The 25772-nt window shown below is 64.0% G+C and carries 23 protein-coding genes; 14 read left to right on the top strand and 9 right to left on the bottom strand.

Annotated features, from left to right (window positions below):
- Positions 1-900: 900 nt before the first annotated feature.
- The 4 genes from AB4136_RS28165 to AB4136_RS28150 all read right to left on the bottom strand — a co-directional run bounded on the left by AB4136_RS28165 (position 901) and on the right by AB4136_RS28150 (position 4144).
- Entirely contained in the window at positions 901-1614 is a 714-nt protein-coding gene (locus AB4136_RS28165; RefSeq protein WP_024925889.1) for an MBL fold metallo-hydrolase, read from the bottom strand.
- Between the two features lie 8 nt (positions 1615-1622).
- Positions 1623-2789, bottom strand: a complete 1167-nt coding sequence (locus tag AB4136_RS28160) for a diphosphate--fructose-6-phosphate 1-phosphotransferase (protein WP_137901106.1) — start codon at positions 2787-2789, stop codon at positions 1623-1625.
- A 241-nt stretch (positions 2790-3030) separates the two neighbouring features.
- Complete coding sequence (locus tag AB4136_RS28155) at positions 3031-3828, bottom strand: L,D-transpeptidase (RefSeq protein WP_024925891.1); 798 nt, start codon at positions 3826-3828, stop codon at positions 3031-3033.
- Positions 3829-3892: 64 nt separating this feature from the next.
- Positions 3893-4144: a hypothetical protein gene (locus AB4136_RS28150; protein WP_441931897.1), complete on the bottom strand. Its 252-nt coding sequence runs from the start codon at positions 4142-4144 to the stop codon at positions 3893-3895.
- Between the two features lie 143 nt (positions 4145-4287).
- Between AB4136_RS28150 and AB4136_RS28145 the strand changes: the two genes are divergently transcribed.
- On the top strand, positions 4288-4911 hold the full coding sequence (locus AB4136_RS28145; protein WP_137901104.1) for a LysE family translocator: 624 nt from the start codon (positions 4288-4290) through the stop codon (positions 4909-4911).
- 39 nt (positions 4912-4950) lie between these two features.
- Here AB4136_RS28145 and AB4136_RS28140 read toward each other — a convergent pair whose 3' ends face one another.
- Positions 4951-7758 carry an autotransporter family protein gene (locus AB4136_RS28140; RefSeq protein WP_036255387.1) on the bottom strand — a complete coding sequence of 936 codons (2808 nt, stop codon included), beginning with the start codon at positions 7756-7758 and terminating at the stop codon, positions 4951-4953.
- Positions 7759-7943: 185 nt separating this feature from the next.
- Here AB4136_RS28140 and AB4136_RS28135 point away from each other — a divergent pair, with 185 nt between their 5' ends.
- Together AB4136_RS28135 and xylB are read left to right on the top strand one after the other, a co-directional pair.
- Positions 7944-9269, top strand: a complete 1326-nt coding sequence (locus tag AB4136_RS28135) for a tetratricopeptide repeat protein (RefSeq protein ID WP_137901103.1) — start codon at positions 7944-7946, stop codon at positions 9267-9269.
- Positions 9270-9440: 171 nt separating this feature from the next.
- Positions 9441-10892 (top strand): xylulokinase, encoded by a 1452-nt coding sequence (gene xylB / locus AB4136_RS28130; RefSeq protein ID WP_024925896.1) that lies wholly within the window; start codon positions 9441-9443, stop codon positions 10890-10892.
- Between the two features lie 50 nt (positions 10893-10942).
- On the opposite strand, the gene AB4136_RS28125 is transcribed toward xylB, so the two are convergent.
- Entirely contained in the window at positions 10943-11305 is a 363-nt protein-coding gene (locus AB4136_RS28125; protein WP_024925897.1) for a nuclear transport factor 2 family protein, read from the bottom strand.
- Between the two features lie 155 nt (positions 11306-11460).
- On the opposite strand from AB4136_RS28125, the gene xylA reads away from it, so the two are divergent.
- The 3 genes from xylA (at position 11461) to AB4136_RS28110 (ending at position 13634) form a co-directional block, all read left to right on the top strand.
- A complete protein-coding gene (gene xylA / locus AB4136_RS28120; RefSeq protein ID WP_024925898.1) occupies positions 11461-12771 on the top strand; it encodes a xylose isomerase in 1311 nt (436 codons plus the stop codon).
- A complete protein-coding gene (locus AB4136_RS28115; RefSeq protein WP_245317397.1) occupies positions 12749-13258 on the top strand; it encodes a GNAT family N-acetyltransferase in 510 nt (169 codons plus the stop codon). The genes xylA and AB4136_RS28115 overlap by 23 nt, the downstream gene beginning before the upstream one ends.
- A 169-nt stretch (positions 13259-13427) precedes the next feature.
- Entirely contained in the window at positions 13428-13634 is a 207-nt protein-coding gene (locus AB4136_RS28110; protein ID WP_024925900.1) for a hypothetical protein, read from the top strand.
- Between the two features lie 11 nt (positions 13635-13645).
- Here the strand turns inward: AB4136_RS28110 and AB4136_RS28105 are convergent, their stop codons facing one another.
- On the bottom strand, positions 13646-14626 hold the full coding sequence (locus AB4136_RS28105; RefSeq protein WP_024925901.1) for a GlxA family transcriptional regulator: 981 nt from the start codon (positions 14624-14626) through the stop codon (positions 13646-13648).
- Positions 14627-14702: 76 nt separating this feature from the next.
- On the opposite strand from AB4136_RS28105, the gene AB4136_RS28100 reads away from it, so the two are divergent.
- Genes AB4136_RS28100 through AB4136_RS28065 form a run of 8 tightly spaced genes read left to right on the top strand, consistent with a single transcriptional unit; the run spans position 14703 to position 23151 of the window.
- Complete coding sequence (locus tag AB4136_RS28100; RefSeq protein WP_024925902.1) at positions 14703-15620, top strand: 3-keto-5-aminohexanoate cleavage protein; 918 nt, start codon at positions 14703-14705, stop codon at positions 15618-15620.
- Between the two features lie 33 nt (positions 15621-15653).
- The gene (locus tag AB4136_RS28095) at positions 15654-16283 is read left to right on the top strand and encodes an HD domain-containing protein (RefSeq protein WP_024925903.1); all 630 of its coding nucleotides are present in this window, start codon (positions 15654-15656) and stop codon (positions 16281-16283) included.
- Positions 16280-17374, top strand: coding sequence for a 3-hydroxyacyl-CoA dehydrogenase NAD-binding domain-containing protein (locus AB4136_RS28090; RefSeq protein WP_024925904.1), 1095 nt, complete (start codon positions 16280-16282; stop codon positions 17372-17374). Before AB4136_RS28095 ends, AB4136_RS28090 begins: the two co-directional genes overlap by 4 nt.
- A gap of 3 nt (positions 17375-17377) precedes the next feature.
- A complete protein-coding gene (locus AB4136_RS28085) occupies positions 17378-18541 on the top strand; it encodes an acyl-CoA dehydrogenase family protein (protein ID WP_024925905.1) in 1164 nt (387 codons plus the stop codon).
- A gap of 9 nt (positions 18542-18550) precedes the next feature.
- Positions 18551-19285, top strand: a complete 735-nt coding sequence (locus AB4136_RS28080) for a DUF2161 domain-containing phosphodiesterase (protein WP_024925906.1) — start codon at positions 18551-18553, stop codon at positions 19283-19285.
- Positions 19282-21429: an acetate--CoA ligase family protein gene (locus AB4136_RS28075; protein WP_024925907.1), complete on the top strand. Its 2148-nt coding sequence runs from the start codon at positions 19282-19284 to the stop codon at positions 21427-21429. The genes AB4136_RS28080 and AB4136_RS28075 overlap by 4 nt, the downstream gene beginning before the upstream one ends.
- Entirely contained in the window at positions 21414-22196 is a 783-nt protein-coding gene (locus tag AB4136_RS28070; protein WP_024925908.1) for a carnitinyl-CoA dehydratase, read from the top strand. The genes AB4136_RS28075 and AB4136_RS28070 overlap by 16 nt, the downstream gene beginning before the upstream one ends.
- A gap of 13 nt (positions 22197-22209) precedes the next feature.
- Complete coding sequence (locus tag AB4136_RS28065; protein ID WP_024925909.1) at positions 22210-23151, top strand: alpha/beta hydrolase; 942 nt, start codon at positions 22210-22212, stop codon at positions 23149-23151.
- Between the two features lie 70 nt (positions 23152-23221).
- Here AB4136_RS28065 and AB4136_RS28060 read toward each other — a convergent pair whose 3' ends face one another.
- Together AB4136_RS28060 and AB4136_RS28055 are read right to left on the bottom strand one after the other, a co-directional pair.
- Positions 23222-24061: an alkaline phosphatase family protein gene (locus AB4136_RS28060; protein WP_024925910.1), complete on the bottom strand. Its 840-nt coding sequence runs from the start codon at positions 24059-24061 to the stop codon at positions 23222-23224.
- 43 nt (positions 24062-24104) lie between these two features.
- On the bottom strand, positions 24105-25694 hold the full coding sequence (locus AB4136_RS28055; RefSeq protein ID WP_024925911.1) for an ABC transporter substrate-binding protein: 1590 nt from the start codon (positions 25692-25694) through the stop codon (positions 24105-24107).
- Positions 25695-25772: the final 78 nt, after the last annotated feature.

Below are 25772 nucleotides of genomic sequence, written 5' to 3'. Positions count from 1 at the left end.
GTGCCGGACTGGCAGCGCTAACGGTGGCGCTGTCTGGTGACGAGCCCTAAGTCCGGGCCCTGGAAAAACCCGGCCGCCGAAAATGGCGGCTTCGAGGTCCGAAGTCTGCCGTCGCGAAGGACGGCGAGGTCGGTCCGGGGCAAGAACACCGGCGGGGCGCCCGGAAGGCGCCAGTATCAGAATAGCATGAGGCACCGACCCGGCGCCCCGCTTCCCACCTCCCGCAAGGGAGTGTTTTTTGACAATGGCCAGGGCGGATTTCCGCAGCGTGGCGATGAAGAAGTGTATCAACGCAACCGCGCGTCGGCGCGACTGCACCGCCTCCGTCATTCCGGCCGAGCGCAGCGAGAGCCGGAACCCATTGGCCGCACCATCGTCGAGCCCGGCCCGGTCCTCGTTCTGAACAGTTCACGCAGCCGGACCGGCGCCGCGTGCTTCATTCCCGTTGACGCGACCTTCGTTCCCGGCCGTGCTGCTCAATGGGTTCCGGGTCGGCGCTCGGCTCCGCCTCGCTGGCCCGGAATGACGAGTGCTTGGGATGCCGCTCCGTCACATCCCTCCGATGGCAAGAAACAGAATGAAGGCGACAACTCCACCGCCGTCATTCCGGCCGAGCGCAGCGAGAGCCGGAACCCATTGGCCGCCCATCGTCGAGCCCGGCCCGGTCCTCGTCCTGGACCGTTCATGCAGCCGAACCGACGCCGCGTGTTTCATTCCCGTCAACGCGACCCTCATTCCCGGCCGTGCTGCTTTATGGGTTCCGGGTCGGCGCTCGGCTTCGCCTCGCTGGCCCGGAATGACGAAGGAGTAGGATGCCGCCACGTCACATTCTTCGAGAGCATGGCCCGGTCCTCGTCCTGGCCAGAACCGAAGCCTCGTATTTCAGGTCGGCTTGCAGGCTCAACTACCAGTCGCAAGATAGGCTTGCGCGATCGCCCGCATCCTGTCGCGGTCGAAGCTCGGGCCGTGGCCGCCATGGCCGGTGCTGATCGGCAATTCGAGCAGCCGCCGCATGGTGTGGCGATAGGCAGCGCGGTCGGAATCGGGAAGATCGTCGAGCAGCGTGTCGTCATAGATGGCGTCGCCGCTGAAGAAGAGCCCGTCATGTTCGTCGAACAGCGCGATCGAATCCGGCGAGTGGCCAGGCAGATGCAGGACGGTGAAGCGCCGGTCGCCAAGGTCGACGCTGTCGCCTTCGGCAAGAATCCGGGTCAGCGGCGCCGGCTCGATGCGGTAGCTTTCAGCCCTCCAGCCGGGATGCGGCAGGCGCGAAACGGCACCCTCCAGTTCGCGGAATTCATGCGCGTAGGTGGCGGCATCGCCCATGCGGGCGAATTCGGCGGCACTTTGCGCCGGGCCGGCGCGGTCGGCGAATTCGTGCAGCGAGCCGACGTGGTCGAGATGGATGTGGGTGGCAACGACCAGCAGCGGCTTGCCGGCCGGCGTGTCGATCTCAGGCGCCAGCGGGCAGATACCCATGCCGGTGTCGACCAGAAGATCGACGTCGCGCCCTTTGAGGTGCCAGATATTGGCGCTCATATAAGGATGCACGAAGGGCTCGGCGATCAGCGTCAGCGCCGGGTCGAGTGCCTGTTTGCCGAACCAGCCGGTCATCGTCGCCCTCACACGAAAGGTTTGCCGACCTGGTATTTGGCCGGCACCAGCCGGTGCAGATAGGCAAGGCCGGCATCGGACAGGTCGTTGGTGTCCTTACGCAGGTAATCGTCGGGCATGTGCCGGGTCTTGGCGGCGACGCTGCTCAGCGGCACCTTCCTGAACACGGTCTTCTTGCCATCATATTGCAGAGCCACCGAGCCGCCGCCCTCGGCGGCGACGCCCGCCGCGAAGGCGCCGGCATCGAAAGCCTCCTGCGCATCCACCGGGCTCACCGCGCCGATATAGCCGCGCGGCATGTAGCCCAGCGCGTCGACGCGGGCGCGTTTGCCGGGCAGCCTCTCGGCCAATGCCTGTTCGAAGGCGCGGTTCAGGTCGCTGCCCGAAAGCTTGACGTTGCCGTGGGCATCGCGCTCGACCTTGTCGGAACCGACGATGGTCTCGACCAGCGAACGCCCGTCCGCGGTGGAGACACCTTCGGAGACGGCGACGATGCAGCGCTTGTGCCTGGCCATGGTCGCCTTCACGTCGTCGATGAAGCGGTCCACCGAAAAGGCGCGCTCGGGCACATAGACGAGATGCGGCCCGCTGTCCCCGTCCAGCCGCCAGGCGGCGGACGCGGCGGTGAGGAAGCCGGCATGGCGGCCCATGACGATACCGACATAGATGCCGGGCAGGGCGCGGAAGTCGAGGTCGACCGACAGGAAGGCGCCGGCGACGAATTCAGCCGCCGAGATGAAGCCCGGCGTGTGGTCGTTCTCGACCAGGTCGTTGTCGATGGTTTTGGGCGCATGCACGAAGGCGATCTTGCCGCCCGCCGCGTCGGTGAGGATCTGCTGCGTGCCGGAGGTGTCGTTGCCGCCGATATAGATGAAGGCGTCGGCGCCGATCTTCTGCAGCCCCTTCAGCACCAGTTCGCAATAGGCGGCGTCCGGCTTGTCGCGGGTGGAGCCGAGCGCCGCCGACGGCGTGCGGCCGATCAGCCGCAACTGGTCCTCGCGCATGTCGGTCAGGTCGACATAGTCGCCGTCGCGAACCCCGCGCACGCCATGACGGGAGCCGAGCACACGCGCGCCGGGATGGTTCTTGCGGATTTCGAGGACCGCGCCGACCACCGTCTGGTTGATGACCGCGGTAGGGCCGCCGCCCTGGGCGATGATGAAAGTTCCGGCCATCCTGCGATCCTCCCGATCCGTCTCAGCCAGAACTTTCGCCTGTATTCAGGCGTGACGCAACGGGAGATTTAATCGATTAGGGGGAGGCGGTCGGGAGTGGGCAGTCGGCAGTCGGGAATGGGCGATCCGCAACTGTATTGGGCAACTTGCCAGTGAATTTGCCGCTTGCAGCCGGCGGGAGGGCAAGTGAGCAGTCCCCGACTGCCGACTGCCGACTGCCGACTGCCGACTGCCGACTGCCTCATGCAACCACAATCGGCACCTTGGTCGGCGAGGCGCGGACGCGGTTATAGAGGTCGATGACGTCCTGGTTGATCATGCGCACGCAACCGGACGAGGCCTGGGTGCCGATGGTCCACCACTCGGGCGAGCCGTGCACGCGATAGCCGGTATCCTGGCCGTCCTTGTAGATGTAGTGGGCGCGGGCGCCGAGCGGGTTGTCGAGGCCGCCCGGCTGGCCGCTCGCCCATTTCACCAGCTCCGGCTTGCGCGCGATCATTTCCCTGGGCGGCGTCCAGGTCGGCCATTCCTTGGTGTACTGGATCACGGCGCGGCCGCTCCACTCGAAACCGGCCTTGCCGATGCCGACGCCGTAGCGCACGGCCTCGCCGCCCTCCTGCACCCAGTAGAGATGCCGCTCATTGAGCCGCACGACGATGGTACCGGGTGCCTCGCCGGTCGGGTCGACGACGATCTGGCGGCGAAACTCCTGCTTGACCTTCTGGAAGGGAATGGCCGGCACGACGAAGCCATTGTCGGTCAGCGAGGCATACATCGTGCCGTTGTCGGTGATGTTCTTGTCAACGCTGATCGGCGGGATCGGGCGGATCGAGCCGGTCGACATGTCGTCGAGCTGAGGCATGCCGCCCGACGGTCCGACCGGACCGAGCGAGGGGATATCGAGGGTCTGCGAGCAGCCGGAGGCGCCAAGCAGGGTCATCACGCCGAGGCCTGAAAGCACGGCGCGGCGCGAGATGAGGTGGTCGGATTCCGGGCTGGCGACGCCGGATGAATGCGTCAGGTCTTGCGGTTTACGCATGCACTCTTTACCCCAAACGAACAGCCGGGATCACATGCCCGGCGATAGAGCGCATTTTCAGGATTCATGGTTTAAAAAGCGTGAAAGCCTTGGGCGGCTTGGATTTGCGCTTCACACAAGCCCGCATGGCCGGTGATTTTGGACGACTGGAAAGGTGCGAGGCATCAAAAGACCTCGGTTCCGTCACAATGCCGGCACGGCTCCCGCCTATCCATTCCTCCGATCCTAAAGAGCTGATTTCAAACTTGGAACGGGCCTTCGCATGGCGGACCGCAACGACCGATATGGCATTGCTTTCAGCGGCCATCATGGCCATCGCGTGCGTTGCCGCCATCGCTGCGCGGAACGTGCCGACCGGCGCGAATTGACGCCCGTCTGCGCTTCTCGAAATTGCTGGAAAAACCTCTTTACATCGGCCTGAAGGCAGGGATTTATCCTTTTCTTTAACAGGAGAGTTCCATGTCTTTCGAGAATTGGGCGGCCTTCGCCGCCGCGTCCTCCATCCTGCTTCTCATTCCCGGGCCAACCATCCTGCTCGTCGTTTCCTACGCGCTGGGACAGGGCTGGCGCACGGCGCTGCCCATGGCGGTTGGCGTGGCGCTGGGCGATTTCACCGCCATGACGCTGTCCATGCTTGGCATCGGCGCACTGCTCGCCGCCTCGGCGACGGTGTTCACCGTGCTCAAGGTGATCGGCGCCGCCTATCTCATCTATCTCGGCATCAAGCTGTTCCGGGCTGGCGGCGCGCTGGAAGCCACGCCGCGCCACGACGCCGTTTCGGCGGCCAGGATGATGGGCCATGCCTGGCTGGTCACCGCGCTCAATCCCAAGAGCATCACCTTCTTTGTCGCCTTCCTGCCGCAGTTCCTTGACCGGCACGGCAATTTCTGGACGCAGATGATGATCTTCGAGGCGACCTTCCTGACGCTCGCCTTCGCCAATGCCTTTGGTTACGCGCTGGTCGCCTCGCGAGCCCGCAACATCGTGCGCAATCCGAAAGCCATCCGCATTTTCAACCGCACCGGCGGCACGCTGCTGGTCGGCGCTGGCATCGCCACCGTGGCGATGCGGTCGGGCAACTGATGCCGCGGGCGGGGCCGAGATCCGGCCCCGCAACCGCACTCACCATTTGACGCTGAGACCGAGATTGCCTTCCCACACGCGCCGTTTGTCGCCGCCGAGATTGGTGGTGTAATCGGCGGTGGCGAAGACGCTCAGCGTGTCCGACAGTTTCGCCACCACGCCGCCACCCAGTTCCAGCGAGGTGCCGCCGCGTTCGGCCGAGATCGGGTCCGCGCCGAAGTCCAGTTGGTCGGTGCCGCCGAAGTCATGCCAGAGATTGGCCTTGAGGTAGGGCTGCACGACGGCGCTGCCGGCTGGCATGGTTCCTTGCAGGCGCAGGCCGAGACGACCGGTGAGGCTGTTGTCATTGTCGAAGGAGACGGACGAGAAGCGGTCGGCCTTACCGTCGAGCGACAGGTGCTGCCAGATCAGCTGCGCCTGCGGTTCCAGCGACCAGTCGGCGTCCAGCGGAATTGGATAGCCGCCCTCGAGTGAAAGCGTGACGCCCGTACCGTCGACATTGATGCCGATATCGCGGTTCGACGTCGCCTTGCCGTTGAACCAGGTGCCCATGGCGACGCCGTCCAGATACCAGCCGCCGGGGCCGATATGGGTCCAGTAGGCACCGAACGACGTGCCACCCATGTCCAGTTTTCCGACGCTGAGATTGTTCCAGCCAAGCGCCTGGCCGCGGATGTCGCCATCCATGCGGGTATGGCCGATGAACAGACCGGCCCGGTTCTCGTGACCGGAGGGGCCTTCCCAGCCGATCAGGTCGGTGCCCGCCTGGAAGCCGAAAAGATGTCCGTCGAAAGTCGGCGAGACGGTGCCGCCCCAACTGACTTCCGCGTTCTGGCCAAAGAGGCGCCCCCAGCTGGCGGGCACCATGCCGACGCCACCGAGCAGGGATTGCTCGCCGCGCCGTTCGTGGAACGTGCCGAGCGTAGCGCTCATCAGATGGTAACCGGCGGGGGGCAGTGCCGCGTAGGTCGGCACTTCGACGCGATAGAGCGGAACGACATCGCCGATCACCGGAGTGGCGCCGGGTGAGGGCGGTGCGACGCCTGGCGATGGAAGCGGCGTAACCTCCGTTGACACTTCCGGCGGCGGCGGTGGCGGTTCAGCTGGCGGAACTGCCGGTGGCGGAGGCGGGGCGACCGGTGCGGCGTCGGTCGGCTGGACCGGCGGAGCGGGATCGACGGGGTTCGGATTGGCTGGTGTCGATTCCGGCGGCACCGGCGGCGGCGGGGTTACAGGTGGCGGAGCCGGCGGCTCCGGCGCGGGCGCCACCGGTTGCGGTGGCGGCGGTGCAGGCTCCAGCACGCCTGGACCGGGCGCTACTGTCGGCGGTGGTTCGGTAGAGGGCGTGTTCACGAGGGTGGAGCGCAAATACCAGTTCTCCGCGCTGCCGGCGGTGACGCCGCCTCTGAACAGGAAGTACTCGTAGGCGCCGGCCGCTACCGGCCCGTTCAACGCAAAGGCGTTGCTTGCCGTGGTGCCGCCATTGACCGCCTGCACCACCATGATGCCGTTCTGCGTGGTGGCGGCTCCCGCGCCGCCGACATTGATGACGCTGATGCTGGTTTCGCCGCTCGCCTTGCCGCCGGAAACCACCAGCTTGTCGGAGGCGGAACTATCGTCGCCAAGCGCCGTTTGCAGCAGGAGCAGACCGTTGTTGCCGGTGTAGTTGCCGGCGATGGTGAAGGTGTCGGTCAGGCTGTTGCCGCCATTGGTGAGATCAATGCGCCCGGCATTGATGACATTGGCCATTTGCCCGGCGGTGAAGGCCGAGACCCCGCCATTGGCGCCGCCACCGTAGAGCGTGCTGGCCACGTCGACCGTCAGCGTCCCGGTTCCCGTGCCGGGATCGCCGAGCGTCAACGTGCCGTCGAAGACAAGCTGCGTGTCGTTCGTGGCGCTGATCGTTTCCCAGTTCTGCAGCCTGGCGATGCCGGTCATGCTGACATTGGAAAGGGTGAGCGTATCGACGCCGAGTCCGCCGCTGATCGCTTTGGTGGCGCCCAGATTGCCATTGTTAAGATTGCTCAGCGTGGCGGTGTCGTTGTCGCCGCCGAGGTCGATCGTGCCGTAGATGATGCCGCCATTGTTCCAGGTGAACGTGTCCTGGCCGACGCTCATCAGCACGTCGCCGCCGATCGAGCCGCCGGTGACGGTGACGCTGTCATTGCCGCCACTGGTGCTGATGTTGCCGCCGATCGTGCCGCCCGAAACGATGATGATGTCGTCGTCGAAGCCGGTCACGAGATTGCGGTCGATGATGCCGCCCGACATGTTGAAATAGTTCTTGTCGAGTTTCATGTTGACGCGGCCGATGCGGCCGCCGGTCATGATCGCGTAGTCGCCATCGTCGAAGAAATCGACGATGCGCCCACCTGACATGAAGAAAGTGTCGCGTGCGTCGCCTTGATTGAGCGAGCCGATTTGGCCGCCGGTCATCTGGAAATCGTCGATGCCTCCGCCTTGCTGGACATTGCCGATCACCGTTCCGGCGCTGATGATGAAAGAATCGGGGCCGTCGCCCTCATCTACCGTGCCGGTGATGGTGCCGGAATGCATCTCGATGCGGTCGGCGCCGGCGCCATAGGTGACGTTGCCGGTGATCTGGCCGGTGCCGCCGGCCGGAAAAATCAGCGTGTTGTTGCCACTCGTGTCGACGAGGTTTCCAACGGTTGTGCCGCTGTCGCAGATGACGGTGTCGTTGCCTGGAGAAGAGGAGAGGATGCAGGCGGCTGACGCCGGCGAGAGCGGTGCAATACCGAGCAGGAGTGATGTCGAAGCCAGCAAAGTCAGTTTTCGGGCGGCAGAAGTTCTAGCCCGCTTGGCCGCGGCCGAAATACATTGCTGCATCAATATGTTCCCCTCGAAAATCGCTTAAATGACGCTTGCTCGCCGACCTTCCACTCTTGAAACCCCATGACCGTCCCGGTCACCCCGCCTGGCCGATTGCCACAAAGAAGCCATGATTTGCCCTGCGCCTCCAAACACAGTTCGTTTCCATGGTTTATAATTTGCGAATATTAGGAATAACCAAGATGAAGACGACAGACACAACCGGCCTCGCGCTTTCGGGCACCTCGGAAACGGCCCTGCAGCACTATCTGCGCGGGGTTGGCGAGTTGCAGCGCTTCGTCGGCGATCCCGTTGGTTCGGCCGACGCCGCGATCGCCGAAGCGCCTGGTTTCGTCATGGCGCATGTATTGAAGGGGTATCTGTTCGGCCTGTCGACCGAGCGCGAGGCAATGGCGGTTGCCCGCTCCTGTCATCAGGCGGCGCTGCCGCTAGCCGCCAGCGCCCGCGAGCAGGGCCATGTCGCCGCGCTCGGGCATTTGGCGGCCGGGCGCTGGCACGAGGCGGCGCGTATCCTTGAGGATATCGCCATCGAGTTTCCGCTCGATGCGCTTGCCCTGCAGGCCGGCCACCAGATCGATTTCTTCACCGGCAACGCCCGCATGCTGCGGGACCGTATCAGCCGTGCACTGCCGGTCTGGAACAAGGCCTTGCCAGGCTATCACGCCATTCTCGGCATGCAGGCGTTCGGGCTTGAGGAGATGGGCGATTATCAGCGCGCCGAACGGTTCGGCCGCCAAGCGATCGAACTCGAACCGCGTGATGGCTGGGCTCAGCACGCGGTGGCTCACGTCATGGAGATGCAGAGCCGGCAGCGCGATGGCATCGCCTGGATGCGGTCGAATAGAGACGGCTGGACGAAGGAGAGCTTTCTCCAGGTGCACAATTGGTGGCACCTCGCGCTGTTCCACTATGATCTCGGCGAGACGGACGAGGTGCTGTCGCTGTTCGACGGGCCGATCTACGGCAAGCGATCGACACTCGCGCTCAACATGGTCGATGCCTCGGCGATCCTGTGGCGCCTGCATCTCGGCGGCGTCGATGTCGGCGACCGCTGGGTGGCGCTCGCCGCCAACTGGACGCCAAAGGCGGCGGCCGGCAACTATGCCTTCAACGACGCACACGCGATGATGGCCTTTGTCGGAGCCGGGTTGGAGACACCGGCCCAAACCCTGCTGGAAGCCCAGCGCGAGGCGATGTCAGCCAGCGACGACAATGCCGCCTTCACCCGCGATGTCGGTCATCCGGTCACGCTGGCCGTAAAGGCCTTCGGCGATGGCAATTACGCCGAGACGGTGCGGTTGCTGCGGCCGATCCGCGCCGTCGCGCACGCATTCGGTGGTAGCCATGCGCAGCGCGACGTAATCGATCTGACGCTGATCGAGGCCGCCCTGCGCGACGGCGATGTGCCGCTGGCAAGGGCGCTGAGCGCCGAACGCGCGCTCGCCCGCCCGGAGAGCCCGCTGTCCGCCTTGTTCACGCGCCGCGCCACCGCTCTCGACATGAATTGACGCGACGCCAGCCTTACAGTAAAACCTGCCTGACTATATTTTTCGAGACTCGAAAAAAAGATGAGCAAGTGCTGAAAGGCTTTCAGGCCTCGAAGTGTCTTGGGGAGGTTTTCGGGTCTCGGTAAGCTGGTGCCGGTCCGCAGGCAGGCGGACCGAACGGGAGGAGAAGGCATGTATCTCGGGCTCGATCTCGGCACGTCCGGCGTCAAGGCGCTGCTCATCGACGGGCGGCAGGCTGTCATCGGCTCCGGTCATGCCTCGCTGGACGTGTCGCGTCCGCATCATGGCTGGTCGGAACAGGATCCCGCCGAATGGGTCCGTGCCTGCCGCCAGGCGATCGCCGAACTGAAGGCCGCTCATTCTCGCGAATTCGCGGCCATCAAGGGCATCGGCCTGTCCGGTCAGATGCATGGCGCGACGCTGCTCGATGCCGGCGACGCGGTGCTGCGCCCCTGCATTTTGTGGAACGATACGCGCAGCTTTGCCGAAGCGGCCAAGCTGGACGCCGATCCGCGTTTCCGCAAGCTCACCGGCAACATCGTTTTCCCGGGCTTTACCGCGCCGAAACTGGCCTGGGTGAAAGCCAATGAGCCGGCCGTCTTCGCCCGGGTGGCGAAGGTGCTTTTGCCGAAGGACTATCTCAGGCTCTGGCTGACCGGCGAGCATATTTCGGAAATGTCGGACGCGGCCGGCACCTCCTGGCTCGATGTCGAAAAGCGGCGCTGGTCACCGGAGCTACTTGCCGCCACCGAGCTCGATGAAAGCCATATGCCTACGCTCGTCGAGGGCACCGACAGGGCGGGCGGGTTGCGTGCCGAACTGGCCGCCGAGTGGGGTTTGACCCCGGGCATTCCGGTCGCCGGCGGCGCGGGAGACAATGCCGCCTCCGCCTGCGGCATGGGTACGGTCGGTGCCGGTCATGCCTTCGTTTCGCTGGGCACGTCGGGCGTGCTGTTTGCGGCCAATGCCGCCTATCTGCCCAATCCCGAAAGCGCGGTGCACACCTTCTGCCACGCTCTGCCGCAGACATGGCACCAGATGGGCGTGATCCTGTCCGCCACGGATTCGCTCAACTGGCTGTCGGAGATCACCGGCAAGGGCGCCGGCGAACTGACGGCCGAGCTTGGCGATACGCTGAAAACGCCGAGCGGCGTTTCCTTCCTGCCCTACCTGTCCGGCGAGCGCACGCCGCACAACGATGCCGCCATTCGTGGCGCCTTTGTCGGCCTGGCGCATGAATCGAGCCGTTCGGCGCTCACCCAAGCAGTGCTGGAAGGCGTAGCCTTTGCCTTCCGCGACAGCCTCGAGGCCTTGCGCAAGGCCGGAACGACGCTGGAGCGGGTCACGGCAATCGGTGGTGGCTCGCGTTCGCGCTACTGGCTGAAGGCAATCGCCACGGCGCTGGGTATTCCAGTCGATGTGCCGGCCGATGGCGATTTCGGCGCTGCCTTTGGCGCGGCGCGGCTCGGGCTGATCGCCGCGACCGGGGCCGATCCGCTTGCCGTCTGCACGGCCCCGGCCGTTGCCGCGACCGTCGAGCCCGAAAAGGCCCTGGCCGCGGCTTTCGAGGACGCCTATCGGCGGTACGGCGCCCTCTATCCGGCGATCAGGGGGACGATGTGACCGGCCGGACTGCGCCTGCGCCGACGGGCCCGTGCCCGTCGCCTTTCGCTTTATTGGGCGGGAATTTTGTCGAGGAAGCCGGTGACTGTCTTCAGCCGGCCGTTCTCGACAAAGCCGATGTCGGTGCCTTCGATGACCGAATCCACGCCCTCCGGTCCGAGGTTCCAGGAAAAGCGGATGAACTCGCCGAAACCGTCCGGCGTGCCGCGCAGCGAGAAGCGGAAGCCGGGGAAGCGCTGCTGCACACCTTCGATCAGCGCGGTGAGGCCGGCATGGCCGTCGCCCTGCATGATCGGGTCGCGGTAGCTGACATCGTTGGTGAAGGCCGCGTCGAGCAGGCCGACCCGACGCGCCGCATCGGTTTCGTTCCAGGCGGCGATGTAGTTGTGGGTGATGGCGGCGAGGTCGGTCATGGTCCGTTTCCTTTGTTTCGGGTTTCGACACGAGCCTTTTCGCCCGTCCCGCAAACGGAACCAATTACGCGGCAGGTAATCGGCACGATGTCGATGGGGCCGTTGTCCCGGATAGCGGGCAGGGCCCGTCCAAAGCATTCCAGAGGAGAAAGAGCATGAGCACCGGTTTCTTCGGCGATGTTGGCAAGATCGGCTATGAAGGGCCGGATTCGACCAATCCGCTCGCCTATCGTTTCTACAACAAGGACGAGGTGGTGCTCGGCAAGCGGCTGGAAGACCATCTGCGCTTCGCCGTCGCCTACTGGCATTCCTTTGCGTGGCCGGGTGGCGATCCGTTCGGTGGACAGACCTTCGAGCGGCCATGGTTCGGCGACACGATGCAGGCGGCTAAGCTGAAAGCCGACGTCGCCTTCGAAATGCTGTCGTTGCTCGGCGTGCCTTATTATTGCTTCCACGACGCCGACGTTCGGCCGGAGGGCGCAACCTTCGCCGAAAGCGCTACGCGGCTCGACGAGATCGCCGATGTCTTCGAAGCCAGGCAGAGCGAGACCGGCGTCAAGCTTCTGTGGGGCACCGCCAACCTGTTCTCTCACCGCCGCTACATGGCCGGTGCCGCCACCAATCCCGACCCGGAAGTGTTTTATTACGCAGCTGCCACGGTCAAGAAATGCATCGATGTCACCAAACGCCTCGGCGGCGAAAACTATGTGCTGTGGGGCGGCCGCGAGGGCTACGAGACCCTGCTCAACACCGATCTCAAGCGCGAGCGCGAGCAGGCCGGCCGCTTCCTGTCCATGGTGGTCGACTACAAGCACAGGATCGGCTTCAAGGGCACCATCCTGATTGAGCCGAAGCCACAGGAGCCGACCAAGCACCAGTACGATTACGACGTCGCCACGGTCTACGGTTTCCTCAAGGATTTCGGGCTGGAGAAGGAGGTCAAGGTCAATATCGAGCAGGGTCACGCCATCCTGGCCGGACACTCGTTCGAGCATGAGCTGGCGCTGGCCGATGCGCTCGGCATCTTCGGTTCCATCGACATGAACCGCAACGACTACCAGTCGGGCTGGGATACCGACCAGTTCCCGAACAACGTGCCGGAAATGGCGCTCGCCTACTATCAGGTGCTTCAGGCCGGCGGCTTCACCACCGGTGGCACCAATTTCGACGCCAAGCTGCGCCGTCAGTCGCTCGACCCGCAGGACCTGCTGATCGCTCATATCGGGGGCATGGACTGCTGCGCGCGTGGGCTCAAGGCCGCCGCGCGCATGATCGAGGACAAGGCGCTGTCGGCTCCGCTCGAGGCGCGTTACGCGGGCTGGGCCAATCCGCAAGCCAGCAAGGTTCTTGCGGGCAGCGTCACGCTGGAGGATCTATCGGCGAAGGTGCTCAAGGACGGGATCGAGCCTGAACCCCGCTCCGGCCGGCAGGAATATCTGGAGAATGTCGTCAACCGGTATGTCTGACAGCGCTGGCATAAAGCGCGGCGGGATCACCATCAGGCGCGGGATCGAAGCCGATTTCCCGGGCCTGAAGCGTGTGCTGCAGGAAACCTTCGAGAGCACCTGGCTGCCGGAAATCACCCCGGCTGCCGCGCGCAACTATGTCGAAGGCAATGTCGGCCACCGTTTCGTGGACGAACAGGGCCGTAATTTCCTCGTCGCGCTGGTCGGTGGCGAGGTTGCCGGGCTCGTCAACTGGCGGGACGATTTCATCGATGCCTTGCATGTCGGTTCGCGTCACCAGCGTCTCGGCGTCGGTCGCGCCCTGATGGTGGAGGCCGAGAAAGCCATCGAGGCGTCCGGCTACATCCAGGTTCGGCTGGAGACCGACAGCTTCAACCAACAAAGCCAGGCCTTCTACAAAGCGCTGGGCTACGAGGAAAAAGACCGCTATCCCGACCTTGAATGGGAGAGCGGATTGACAACGGTGTTGTTCGAAAAGAAATTCTAGGAACGGTTAGCCGGATAAGTCGTTGGCGGAATGAAATCACCGTTCCAGCACGATTTCGTGACTCAATTTTCTCAATCTGCCTTTCAATCGCCTTGAGCTTGCCTTCAAGAAGCCGTCACAGGTTTCCTATATACAGGCCTCGCCAACACGAATCGAAAGGAGGCGAAGAATGCAGATCGAACACGAAATCGACGCCCTTCTGTCGCGTGAGCATGCCGGTTCGATCATCGACCGGTTGATGTCGATGCCGCGTCCCAACGACGACGCCAAGGTATCGAACGAATGGGATCGCGCCGTGGCCGGCCGTTTCGAGATACACCTGGCCAAGCAGATGCGCGACCTGATCGACGGTGGAGACAACCGCCGCGCTGCCTGATCGGCGCGGCGTCAGCCGCGTCTCAACCTGACCGGCGCCTCGCCGAAAGCTCTTGAAAACGCTCTTGAGAATGCCGCAGCGGACGAAAAGCCCGTTCGCCCGGCGATGTCAGCCATGGCGATGCGTGTGTCCACCACCAGTCGTCTGGCGGCACCGAGCCTGAGCCTGAGGTAGTAGGCCCCGGGTGTTTCGCCGATCGAGGCTCGAAAGATGCTCTCCAGCGTGCGGGCAGTGATGCCCGCACGTCGGGCGATGGCCGCGATCGTCAGCGGTTGGTCGACATGCGCTTCCATCAGCCGGATCGCCTGCGCCAGGCGCGGATCGTAGCCATCGAGGCGGCCGAGCGAGACCAGGGGTTGCGCGTCGGTGGCGGCGCGCGCCTGATCGTAGATAAAGACCGAGGCGACATCGAGCGCCACAGCCATGCCAAGCCGCGAGCGCACCAGGTGTAGCATCAGGTCAAAGGTTGGCGAGGCGCCGCCCGAGGTGAAGACCGGACCGTCGATGACATAGCGGTCGGGGCGAACGTCGGTGCCGGGAAAGGCTGCGGTGAAATCCTCCATGTCTTCCCAGTGCGTGGTCGCGCTGCGCCCTTCGAGCAGTCCCGCACGCGCAACCAGCCATGTTCCGGCTTCGACGCCACCGACCGCGCGTGCCGTGCGCGCCGCGCGCCGCAAGCCGGAAAGCAGCGCCGAAGTCGCGTAGTTCTGCGTGCCGAAGCCAGCGATCACCACCAGCATGTCGGCGGCCTCGGCGGGGTCGAAGCGTCCGGACACAGCCACCGGCAGGCCACATGTCGTCACCGGTGCATCGCCCGTCATCGACACCAGCCGGTAGTCGAACAGCGTCTCGCCGGTGATGCGGTTTGCCGCGCGCAGCGGATCGACGGCGGAGGCCACGCACATGATCGACGAGCCGGAGAACACTAGCAGCGTCACCTTGAGCGGCGCGCGCTCGGCAAAAAAGATTGTCTGCCTTTCGGATTTGGCCATGTTTGTTTCGTAAAGCGCAAAGCAGACTTCGGCAAGCGGCGCAATGATCGGTGAAAAGCATTTCGGGAGGAAAGCTATGCCGCTTGCGATGAACCGCGAGGTCTTCATTACCTGTGCCGTGACCGGTTCCGGTGGCACGCAGGACCGCAGCCCGCATGTGCCGCGCTCGCCCAAGCAGATCGCCGATTCGGCTATCGAGGCGGCCAAGGCGGGTGCGGCGATCGTCCATTGCCATGTCCGCGATCCCGAGACAGGCAAGCCGCGCCGCGACGTGCATCTCTACCGTGAGGTGACCGAGCGCATCCGCGATGCCAATGTCGATGTGGTCTTGAACCTCACCGCCGGCATGGGCGGCGACATGGTGTTCGGCCCGGTTGAAAGCCCGCTGCCATTGAAGGAGCAGGGCACCGACATGGGCGGCGCCTCCAACCGCGTCGAACATGTGCGCCAGTGCCTGCCCGAAATCTGCACGCTCGACTGCGGCACGATGAATTTCAACGAAGCCGACTACGTCATGACCAACACGCCGGGCATGTTGCGTGCCATGGGCGGCATGATGACGGCGATGGGCGTCAAGCCGGAGATCGAGGCCTTCGACACCGGCCATCTCTGGTTCGCCAAGCAACTGGTCGAGGAGAAGATCCTGGCTCCCGACGCGCTGGTGCAGTTGTGCATGGGCGTGCCGTGGGGTGCGCCGGACGACCTCAACACCTTCATGGCCATGGTCAACAATGTGCCGAAGGAATGGACCTTCTCGGCCTTCGCGCTCGGCCGCAACCAGATGGCTTATGCCGCTGCGGCGGTGCTTGCCGGCGGTAACGTGCGCGTCGGTCTCGAAGACAATCTGTGGCTGGACAAGGGCGTGCTCGCCACCAACGCGCAACTGGTAGAGCGCGCGGTTTCTGTCGTCGAAAATCTGGGCGCCCGGGTCATCGGGCCGGAAGAGGTGCGCAAGAAGCTCAACCTCGTGAAGCGTGCGCCGATCGCGGCGTGATCGGAAAGTGTCGATCACGGAGAGGAGTTCGGCATGACCACGGTCAAATTCACCGCGATGAAGGATGGCGACAAGGACGACTATGCGTTCCTGACCGCCCATGAGATCGACTATGCCGCCAAGACAGGCGACCGCCTGCTCGACGCGCTCGTCCAACTCGACGAGGGATTGTCGGGTTACAAGATCAGCCGTCTCGGCCATTCGCTGCAGGCAGCCACACGCGCCTGGCGTGACGGCGCCGATACCGACTGGATCGCCTGCGCGCTCCTGCACGATATTGGCGACATATACGCGCCCTACAATCACGACGAATACGCGGCCACGATCCTGAAACCGTTCGTGCGCGAACAGTGCACCTGGGTGGTGGAAAAGCACGGCGACTTCCAGCGCCTCTATTACGCCCATCATCTCGGCGGTAATCGCCATGCGCGCGATAAGTTCACCGGCCATGCCTACTACGACGACTGCGACCAGTTCTGCGAACGCTGGGACCAGTCGAGTTTCGATCCCGACTACGAAACCCTTCCGATCGAGTTCTTCCGGCCCTTCGTCATCGAGGTCTTCGCCCGCAAGGCATACGATCCTTCCGTCATCCGTGCCGGCGAACGCGTCGCACTGGTCAACCCCGAAATCGCCAAGGAAAGAAGCGGAGCGCCCGCATGAGCACAATCGTCAAAGCAGCTGCCATCGGAGGCGGTGTCATCGGCGCGGGCTGGGTCGCGCGCCTCTTGCTCAACGGCATCGACGTTTCGATCTTCGACCCCGATCCTGAGGCCTCGCGCAAGGTCGCCGAGGTGATGAAGGGCGCGCGTCGCGCCTACAAGCAGATGGTTCCCGGCGGCCTGCCCAAGGAAGGCAAGCTGACCTTCGCCAAGACCATTGCCGAGGCGGTCGCCGACGCCGATTTCATCCAGGAAAGCGTGCCCGAGCGGCTCGACCTCAAGCACAAGGTGCTGGCCGAGATCGACCTGCATGCTCCCGCCAACGCGATTGTTGGCTCGTCCACCTCCGGCATCAAGCCGTCCGATATGCAGGTGGCGATGAAGAAACACCCCGAGCGGCTGGTGGTCGGCCATCCGTTCAATCCGGTCTATTTGCTGCCGATCGTCGAGATCGTCGGCGGCGCGCAGACCTTCCCGGAAGCGATCGAGGTCGCCAAGGAGATCTACGCGTCCATCGGTATGAAACCTGTCGTCATCCGCAAGGAGATCGAGGCTTTTGTGGGTGACCGCCTTCTGGAGGCGGCCTGGCGCGAGGCGCTGTGGCTGATCAAGGACGGCATCTGCACCGTCGAGGAACTCGACGACATCATGCGCTACGGCTTCGGCCTGCGCTGGGCGCAGATGGGCATGTTCCAGGTCTACCGCATCGCCGGCGGCGAGGCTGGCATGCGCCACTTCATGGCGCAGTTCGGCCCCTGCCTGCAATGGCCATGGACGAAGCTGACCAACGTGCCGGAATTCAACGACGAGCTGGTTGACCTGATCGCCGGCCAGTCCGACGACCAGTCGCAAAAATGGTCGATCCGCGAGCTGGAAAAGATCCGTGACGACAATCTCGTCGCGATCATGGATGCCCTGTCCAAACAGAACAAGGGCAAGGGCTGGGGCGCCGGCGCGCTGCACAAGAGCTATACCAAGCAGCTCGCCGACCTGGCTTCGATGAAGACGAAGACTTCGGCCGCCGCAGCGAAAGCCAAGGCGTCCAAGCCGGTGAAGAAGGCAGTCAAAAAGACCGCCGGAAAGAAGGGCTGAGCCATGGATTTCGGCCTGACCGAAGAACAGCAGCTCATCGTCGACACCACGCGTGCCTTTGTCGAGAACGAGCTCTACCCGCATGAACAGGAGGTTGAGCGCACTGGCCATCTGCGCATGGACCTCGTCAAGGAGCTGCAGGCCAAGGCGATCACCGCTGGTCTTTACGCGGCGAACATGCCGGCCGAAGTCGGCGGCGCCGGCCTCGATACGCTGACCTGGCTGCTCTACGAGAAGGAACTCGGCCGCGCCAACTATGCACTGCACTGGACCTGTGTCGCCAGGCCCTCGAACATCCTGCTCGCCGGTACGCCGGAGCAGCGGGAGAAATATCTCTTCCCCTGCATCCGCGGTGAAAAGTGGGATTGCCTGGCCATGACCGAGCCCGGTGCCGGCTCCGACCTGCGCGGCATGAAGGCGAGCGCGGTGGAGAAGGGCGGCGACTGGGTGCTGAACGGCACCAAGCATTTCATCTCGCATGCCGACATAGCCGATTTCGCCATCTGTTTCATGGCGTCGGGCGAAGAGGACAGCTCGCGCGGCAAGCGCAAGAAGATCACCGCTTTCTTCGTCGACAAGGGCACGCCCGGTTTCACCGTGCGCGACGGCTATCGCAATGTCTCGCACCGCGGTTACACCAATGCGGTCCTGGAATTCGACGACTGCCGTATCCCCAAGGAGCAGATACTGGGCGAAGTCCACAAGGGCTTCGAAGTTGCCAACAGCTGGCTCGGCGCCACCCGCTTGCAGGTCGCTTCGACCTGTCTCGGCCGCGCCGAGCGCGCGCTTCAGCACGCCATCGACTATGCCGCGCAGCGCGAGCAGTTCGGCCAGCAGATCGGCAAGTTCCAGGGCGTCTCTTTCAAGCTGGCCGATATGGCGATGGAATTGAAGGCGGCCGAACTCCTGACCCGCGAAGCCGGCTGGAAGTACGACCAGGGCACCGTGACCGACCAAGACATGGCGATGGCCAAGCTGAAGGCCACCGAGGTGCTCGCCTTCATCGCCGATGAGGCGATCCAGATCCATGGCGGCATGGGCCTGATGGACGATCTGCCGCTGGAGCGCATCTGGCGCGACGCCCGTGTCGAGCGTATCTGGGAAGGCACGTCCGAAATCCAGCGCCACATCATTTCCCGCGCCCTGTTGAGGGCGGTTGGGGGATAATCCAGCGAAATGGCGAAGACCGGCATCAGGGAAACCGACCTATATCTGCCTGTGAAGCGCCTGCTCGAAACGCAGGGCTACATGGTCAAGGGCGAGGTTGGCGCCGCCGACATCGTGGCGGTGCGCGATGGCGACGATCCGGTCATTGTCGAACTGAAGGCCGGCTTCTCGCTTTCCCTGTTTCATCAGGCCATCCAGCGTCAGACAATCAGCGACGCGGTCTACATCGCCGTGCCGCGTGGAACAGGCCGGGCTTCGCTGAAGGCGCTGGTCGACAACAGGAAGCTGTGCCGGCGGCTTGGTCTTGGCCTGATTACGGTCCGACTTGCGGATGGTTTCACGGAAATCCATTGCGATCCCGCGCCGTACAAGCCGCGGCAGTCGAAGCCACGCAAAACGCGGCTGCTGCGCGAATTCGAAAGACTGGTCGGCGATCCGAACCTCGGCGGCGCGACCCGCCGCAACCTGGTGACCGGCTACCGCCAGGAAGCACTGCGCTGCCTGAAACTGCTTGACGAACAGGGCCCGACAAAAGCGGCCGAAGTCGCTCGCCAGACGAATGTCGCGCATGCCCGCCGCCTGATGACCGACAACCACTATGGCTGGTTCGAGCGCGTCAGCGCCGGCATCTACGCGCTGAGCCCGAAAGGTGTGACGGCAACGTCGGAATATCTGTCCGAACTTGAAAATCTCCGCGCGGCGGCATCCGGCGCCGACAACATTTCTGTGATTGCAAAGCCATGACATTGCCTCGTATCCGCGACCTTTCCCGTTTGCTGCGTCCGAAATCCATCGCGGTTGTCGGCGGCGGCTTCTTTGCGCCCAACGTCGTCAAGCAATCGCTGAAGATGGGCTTTGCCGGCGAAATCTGGCCGGTCCACCCGACAAAGGACGAGGTCGCCGGGGTCAAGGCCTATCGTTCGCTCGCGGAGCTGCCGCACGCGCCGGATGCTACCTTCATCGGCGTCAATCGCCACCTCACCATCGACGTGGTGCGCGAATTGAGCGCGGCCGGTGCCGGCGGCGCCATCTGCTTCGCGGCCGGTTTTCGCGAGACCGCGCATTACGAGGCTGAAGGGCAGGATTTGCAGCAGGCGCTGATCGAAGCTGCCGGCGACATGCCGATCATCGGCCCGAACTGCTACGGGTTGATCAACTATGCCGACGGCGCGCTGTTGTGGCCCGACCAGCATGGCGGTCGCCGTTTGGTGGAAGGCGAGAAGGGCACCGCCATCATCACGCAATCCTCCAACATCGCATGCAACCTCACCATGCAGATGCGCGGCCTGCCGGTTGCTTTCCTGATGACGGCGGGCAATCAGGCGCAGACCGGTCTCTCCGAAATGGCGCTTGGCCTCATCGAGGACGACCGCGTTTCCAGCCTCGGCCTGCATATCGAGGGGTTCGACAAGGTCGACGGTTTCGAGCGGTTGGCGGCGCGGGCGCGCGAATTGAAGAAACCGATCGTCGCCATGAAGGTCGGCCGCTCCGAACAGGCGCGTGCCGCCACCATCTCGCACACTGCCTCGCTTGCGGGTTCAGACGCTGCGTCGGATGCTTTCCTCAAGCGGCTCGGCATTCCGCGCGTCGACACCATTCCGTCTTTCCTGGAGACGCTGAAGCTCCTGCACGCGGTAGGGCCGCTGGAGAAGCCGACCTTGTCCTCCATGAGTTGTTCCGGCGGAGAGGCATCCGTCATGGCCGATACAGCCGAGGGCCGGCTCGTGCATTTCCCGGCTTTGACTGAGGCGCATGGCGCGCGCGTGCAGGAGACGCTCGGCCCGCTCGTCGCTGTGGCCAATCCACTTGACTACAACACCTATATCTGGGGCAAGCAGGAGGCGCTGACGGCGACTTTCTCTGCGATGGTCTCGGGCGGTTTTGGCCTGAACATGCTGGTGCTGGATTTCCCGCGCACCGATCGCTGCTCGGACGCCGACTGGTGGCCGACGGTCAATGCTTTCGAGGAAGCGTTGAAGACCAACGGCGCGCGTGGCGCCATCGTTGCCTCGATGGGCGAAAACCTGTCGGAAGATCATTCCACTGAACTGCTCCGGCGCGGCATCGTGCCGATCCATGGTATAGCCGAAGCTTTTGATGCCGCCGAAGCAGCGGTCTTTGTCGGTGAAGCTTGGCGCAAGCCTGCCGTTCCCGCGTTGCTCGGAGGTCAATCCGGCGCGTTCGGGCAAGGCCGCAATACGCCCGATGAAGCCGCTGCAAAGGCCATGCTGGCGGCAGCCGGGCTGCCGGTGCCGCGCGGTCGTCGCGCGGCAAGCGTCGCCGAAGCCGTCGATGCGGCAGCTGCACTCGGTTTTCCGGTGGCGCTCAAGGCACTTGGCGTCGCCCACAAAAGCGAGCTTGGTGCTGTGCGCCTCAACCTCAAGAGCATCGAGGATGTGCGCGATGCCGCCACGGCACTGCTTCCGCTCGGTCGCGGTCTCTATGTCGAGGCCATGGTGGCGGGCGGCATCGCGGAGCTGATCGTCGGCCTGACCCGCGATCCGATCTTCGGCCCGGTGATGACGGTGGGAACTGGCGGCGTGCTGGTCGAACTTCTGAAGGACAGCGCCACGCTGCTCCTGCCTGCCACGCGACCCGAGATCGAGACGGCGCTGCGCAGCCTTAGACTGTTTCCGCTGCTCGACGGCTATCGCGGCCGGGCAAAAGCCGACCTTGGCGCGGCCATCGCGGCCATCGAGAAGATCGCCGGTTTCGCCATCGCCCATGCCGACGAGATCGAGGAACTGGACATCAACCCGCTGATCGTCTGCGCCGAAGGCAAGGGCGCATGGATCGCCGATGCATTGATGGTTACCACCGCCCACACGGCCACGGAAAAGATGGCAGGCGCTTTCGCCGAAGGAGAAGAAGAATGTCTGACGTCGTAACAACCCGCCGCGAGGGTGTCATCCTCGAAGTCACGCTCGATCGGCCGAAAGCCAATGCCATCGACCTGAAGACATCGCGCCTGCTGGGCGAAACCTTCAAGGCTTTCCGCGACGATCCGGAACTGCGCGTCGCCATCGTCAAGACCGCCGGCGACAAGTTCTTCTCGGCCGGCTGGGACCTGAAGGCGGCAGCCGCCGGTGACGCGGTGGATGGCGACTATGGCGTTGGCGGCTTTGCCGGCCTGCAGGAATTGCGCGACCTCAATAAGCCGGTCATCGCCTGCGTCAACGGCATGGCGGTGGGCGGCGGCTTCGAACTGGCGCTCTCTTGCGACCTGATCTACGCCTCCGACCATTCGAGCTTCGCGCTGCCGGAGATCCGCGCCGGCACGCTGGCCGATGCCGCCACCATCAAGCTGCCGAAGCGCATTCCCTATCACGTCGCCATGGACCTTTTGCTCACCGGCCGCTGGATGGACGTACAGGAGGCGCACCGCTGGGGCCTTGTAAACGAGGTGCTGCCGGCCGACAAACTTGAAGATCGCGTATGGGAGATTGCGCGCCTGCTGGCAGGCGGCCCGCCGCTTGTCTTCTCCGCCATCAAGGAGGTCGCGCGCGCGGCCGAGGCCATGACTTTCCAGGATGCCATGAACTGGATCACCAAGCGCCAGTTCCGCACCGTCGACGAGCTCTACGCCTCCGAAGACAATCTCGAAGGCTTCAAGGCTTTCGCCGAAAAGCGCGACCCGGTGTGGAAGGGAAGGTGAGCGGCCAACTGCCATGACCGACTATGCGAAGCTGATCGACGCCGAGACCTGGGCCTTCATCGAGAAGACCAATTCCTATTATCCGCCCGACACCATCGACTACACGATCGAGCAGCAGCGCGTCGTCTATGACCGCATGTGCCGCGAGTTCTTCGCCGGTTATCCCGAGGGCGTTACGGTGGAAACGACCGCGATCGAGACGCCTGATCGCGCCATTCCCATCCGCATCTATCGCCATCGGGACGAGGCAGCGAAGGCATTTGTGCTTTATTTCCACGGCGGCGGCTTCGTTGTCGGCGGTCTCGAAAGCCATGACGATGTCTGCGCAGAATTGTGTGCCCGAACCGGTTATGAGGTCGTCTCCGTCGACTATCGGTTGGCGCCGGAGCATCGCCACCCGGCCGCCTTCGACGACGCGGTGGCAGCGTTCCATTGGGCTGTCTCGAGCACTGCCTTGCCGATCCTGCTGGTCGGCGACAGCGCGGGGGGCAATCTGGCCTCGGCGGTTGCGCACGCCACGCGTGCCCACCCGCGCCGCGCAGTCGGCCAGGTGCTAATCTATCCCGGTCTCGGTGGCGATCAGACCAAGGGTTCTTACATCACCCACGCTGAAGCGCCGATGCTGACCATGCGGGATCTGATCTTCTACAAGGATATCCGCACCGGCGGTGAGGGCAGGATCGGCGATGCTACTCTCGCGCCGCTGCTCGATCGCGATTTTTCCGACCTGCCGCCCACCATCGTCATCACCGCCGAATGCGATCCACTGTCTTCGGATGGGGAGGCCTATAGGGACCGTATCCTCACCACCCGCGGCAAGGCTTTCTGGCATGAAGAACAAGGGTTGGTGCATGGCTATTTGCGCGCCCGCCATACGGTGAAGCGCGCCCGCGAAAGTTTTACGCGGATCGTCGAGGCAGTCGGCCGGCTGGGTGCTGGCGAATGGGTGTGGTGAGCCTACACCCTACGACGATGAGGCGCTGATCGACGGCCTGGGTTTCTCCCGCCGCCATATGCCGAACAGCTCAGCGCAGAAACGGTCCGGCCTGCATCGTCGCCGGTACCGCCACGCCGAGACGTTCCAATATGCTCGGCGCCAGTTGCAACTGGTCGAGCAGCGCGCCCGGGTCGGGGCCTTCCGCGGCGCCGAAATAATAGAGCGCGAAATCCTGCTGTTCGTCCTCGCGCCCGCCATGGTGGCCGCGGTCGGTCTGGCCGTGGTCGGCGGTGACGACCACCTCATAGTCTGCGTCCAGCCATTGCGGCAGGAAGGCCGCTAGCATGCCGTCCATGGCGTAGCAGGCATGGTCCATTTCGATGCAGTCGTGACCGAAGCGGTGTCCCATCGAGTCCAGCGTGCAGGTATGCAGGATGCCATAGTCGATCGAAAAACGCCGGGTCAGCATGGTCAGCGTGGCAAACAGGTCGACGTCGCTCGGCGTCATCTGGTTCTTGTGGTTGTAGCCGGTCATGGTGTGGAACCGGCCATGCGTGATCGGTCCGCCCGGTTCGTCATATTCCATGTCCTCGACGAGATCGAAGGGATAGCGCCGGAAGAACTCGGACCAGTAGGAATGGGTCACGGCGCCGGTCTTGCCGCCGGCCTTCGATATTTCGGAGAACAGGTCCGGCTGGGTGACGCGGAAGCGGTTCTCGTTGGAAAGGATTCCGTGCTGCTGCGGCGGCACCCCGGTATGGATCGAGGCGTAGCAACAGGCTGAGGTGGACGGCAGCACCGAGCGCATCTTCCACACCCGTGCCGCGCCCGATTGCACCCATCCCTCAAGGTTGCCGAACAGCCGCCGCCAGTTGCGGTACGGCACGCCGTCGAGAATGATGAGCAGAAGCTTGGATTTGAGCGCCATGCGGCAGTTTCCTTCTCCGCCGCATGGCGCGGCATTGCATTTCTCAGGCCTTCAGCCAGCACGAGGCCAGGGCATAACCGTCCATCATCTCGCCTTGCGGATTGGCGACCCAGCCATCCACCTTGCTGGTGGCCGCCGCATCGATGAACTGGTTGAAGAACGGCACGACCATGCCGCCCTGGTCGCGCACCAGCATCGCCATGTCATGGAACAGCACCTTGCGCTTGTCCTGGTCGAGTTCGCCGCGTGCCTTCATCAGCAACTGGTCGAATTCGGGCCGTTTGAAACGCGTGTCGTTCCAGTCTGCCGTCGAGACAAGCGCCGTCGCGTACATCTGTGCCTGGGTGGCGCGCCCGCCCCAATAGGAAAGCGAGAACGGCTTCTTGTTCCACACTTCCGACCAGTAGCCGTCGCCCGGCTCGCGCTTGATCTCGATCTTGATGCCCGCCTTGGCGCAGCTCTGCTGGTAGAGCTGGGCGGCATCGACCGCGCCGGGGAACGCGACATCGGAGGTGCGCAGCAGGATCGAGCCGCTGTGGCCCGACTTCTTGTAATGCTCGGCGGCCTTTTCCGGATCGAACTTGCGCTGTTCGATGTCGGCCGGGAAAAGCGGATAGGCCTGGTTGATCGGGAAGTCATTGCCGACGGACCCGTATCCGAACAGGATCTTGGTCAGTAGCTCCTCGCGGTCCATCGCAAGCTTGAGCGCCATCCTGAGGTCGTTGTTGTCGAAGGGCGCGGTGTCACAGAACATGTTGAAGGGATAGAAGCCGCGGCCTGAAGTTGCCTCCACGGTGACGCCGGCAACGCGCTTGACGAGGTTCACCACCTTCGGCTCGACGCGGTTGATGAAATGCACCTGGCCGCCCTGCAGCGCGGCCAGCCGCGCCGTCGCGTCGTTGATGACCACGATCTCGATCTGGTCGGCATGGCCGAGCTTGTCGCCGCCCCAGTAATTGGCGAAACGTTCGCCGCCATGGCGCACGCCCGGTTCGTTGACTTTGACCTTGTAAGGCCCGGCGCTGATGCCGGCATTCGGATTGTCCTTGCCGCCGTTCGGCTGGATGACCAGGTGATAGTCGGCCATCAGGTAGGGGAAGTCGGCATCCGGTTCGGCCAGCGTGACGATCACTTCCTTGCCGGCAGCCTTCATCGTCTTGATGTTCTTGAGCACGCCGAGCGCGCCCGATTTGGACTTCTCGTCGGCATGGCGTTCCAGCGTGGCGGCCACATCCTCGGCGCCAACGGTCTTGCCGTTGTGGAATTCAATGCCGTCACGGACCTTGATGGTCCAGACCTTGGCATCGTCGGACGAGCCGATCTCCTCGGCGATCATGTTCTCGAGACTGCCGTCCGGCTTCAGCCGGTTGAGGAACTCGCCCCACTGCTTGCAGAAATTGAAGGTGACCTGGCTGAGGTTCAACGCGGGATCGAGGCTGTTGGTCGACTCACCACCCTGCAGGCCTGCCTTGAGGATACCGCCCTTCTTCGGGGTCTGCGCGAAGGCGCGATCGGCAAGCGTACCCGCCATGGCTGCGGTCACGCCGAGTGCCGCGGCGCGGCCGAGAAAATCGCGGCGGCTGATGCCGCCCTTGCCGGCCAGTTTGGCGAGATGGTCGAGTTCGGTTGTCATGGTCTGCTTCCTTCCCTGTTTCGGGCCAGTCTGGCCTCAAGATGGTCACAGTGGCGGCCGCTCGTTGCGGGCCGATGA

The sequence above is a fragment of the Mesorhizobium sp. 2RAF21 genome (assembly GCF_052115345.1).
In the GTDB taxonomy this organism is placed as follows: domain Bacteria; phylum Pseudomonadota; class Alphaproteobacteria; order Rhizobiales; family Rhizobiaceae; genus Mesorhizobium; species Mesorhizobium terrae.
This window is presented reverse-complemented; position numbering and strand designations above follow the sequence as displayed.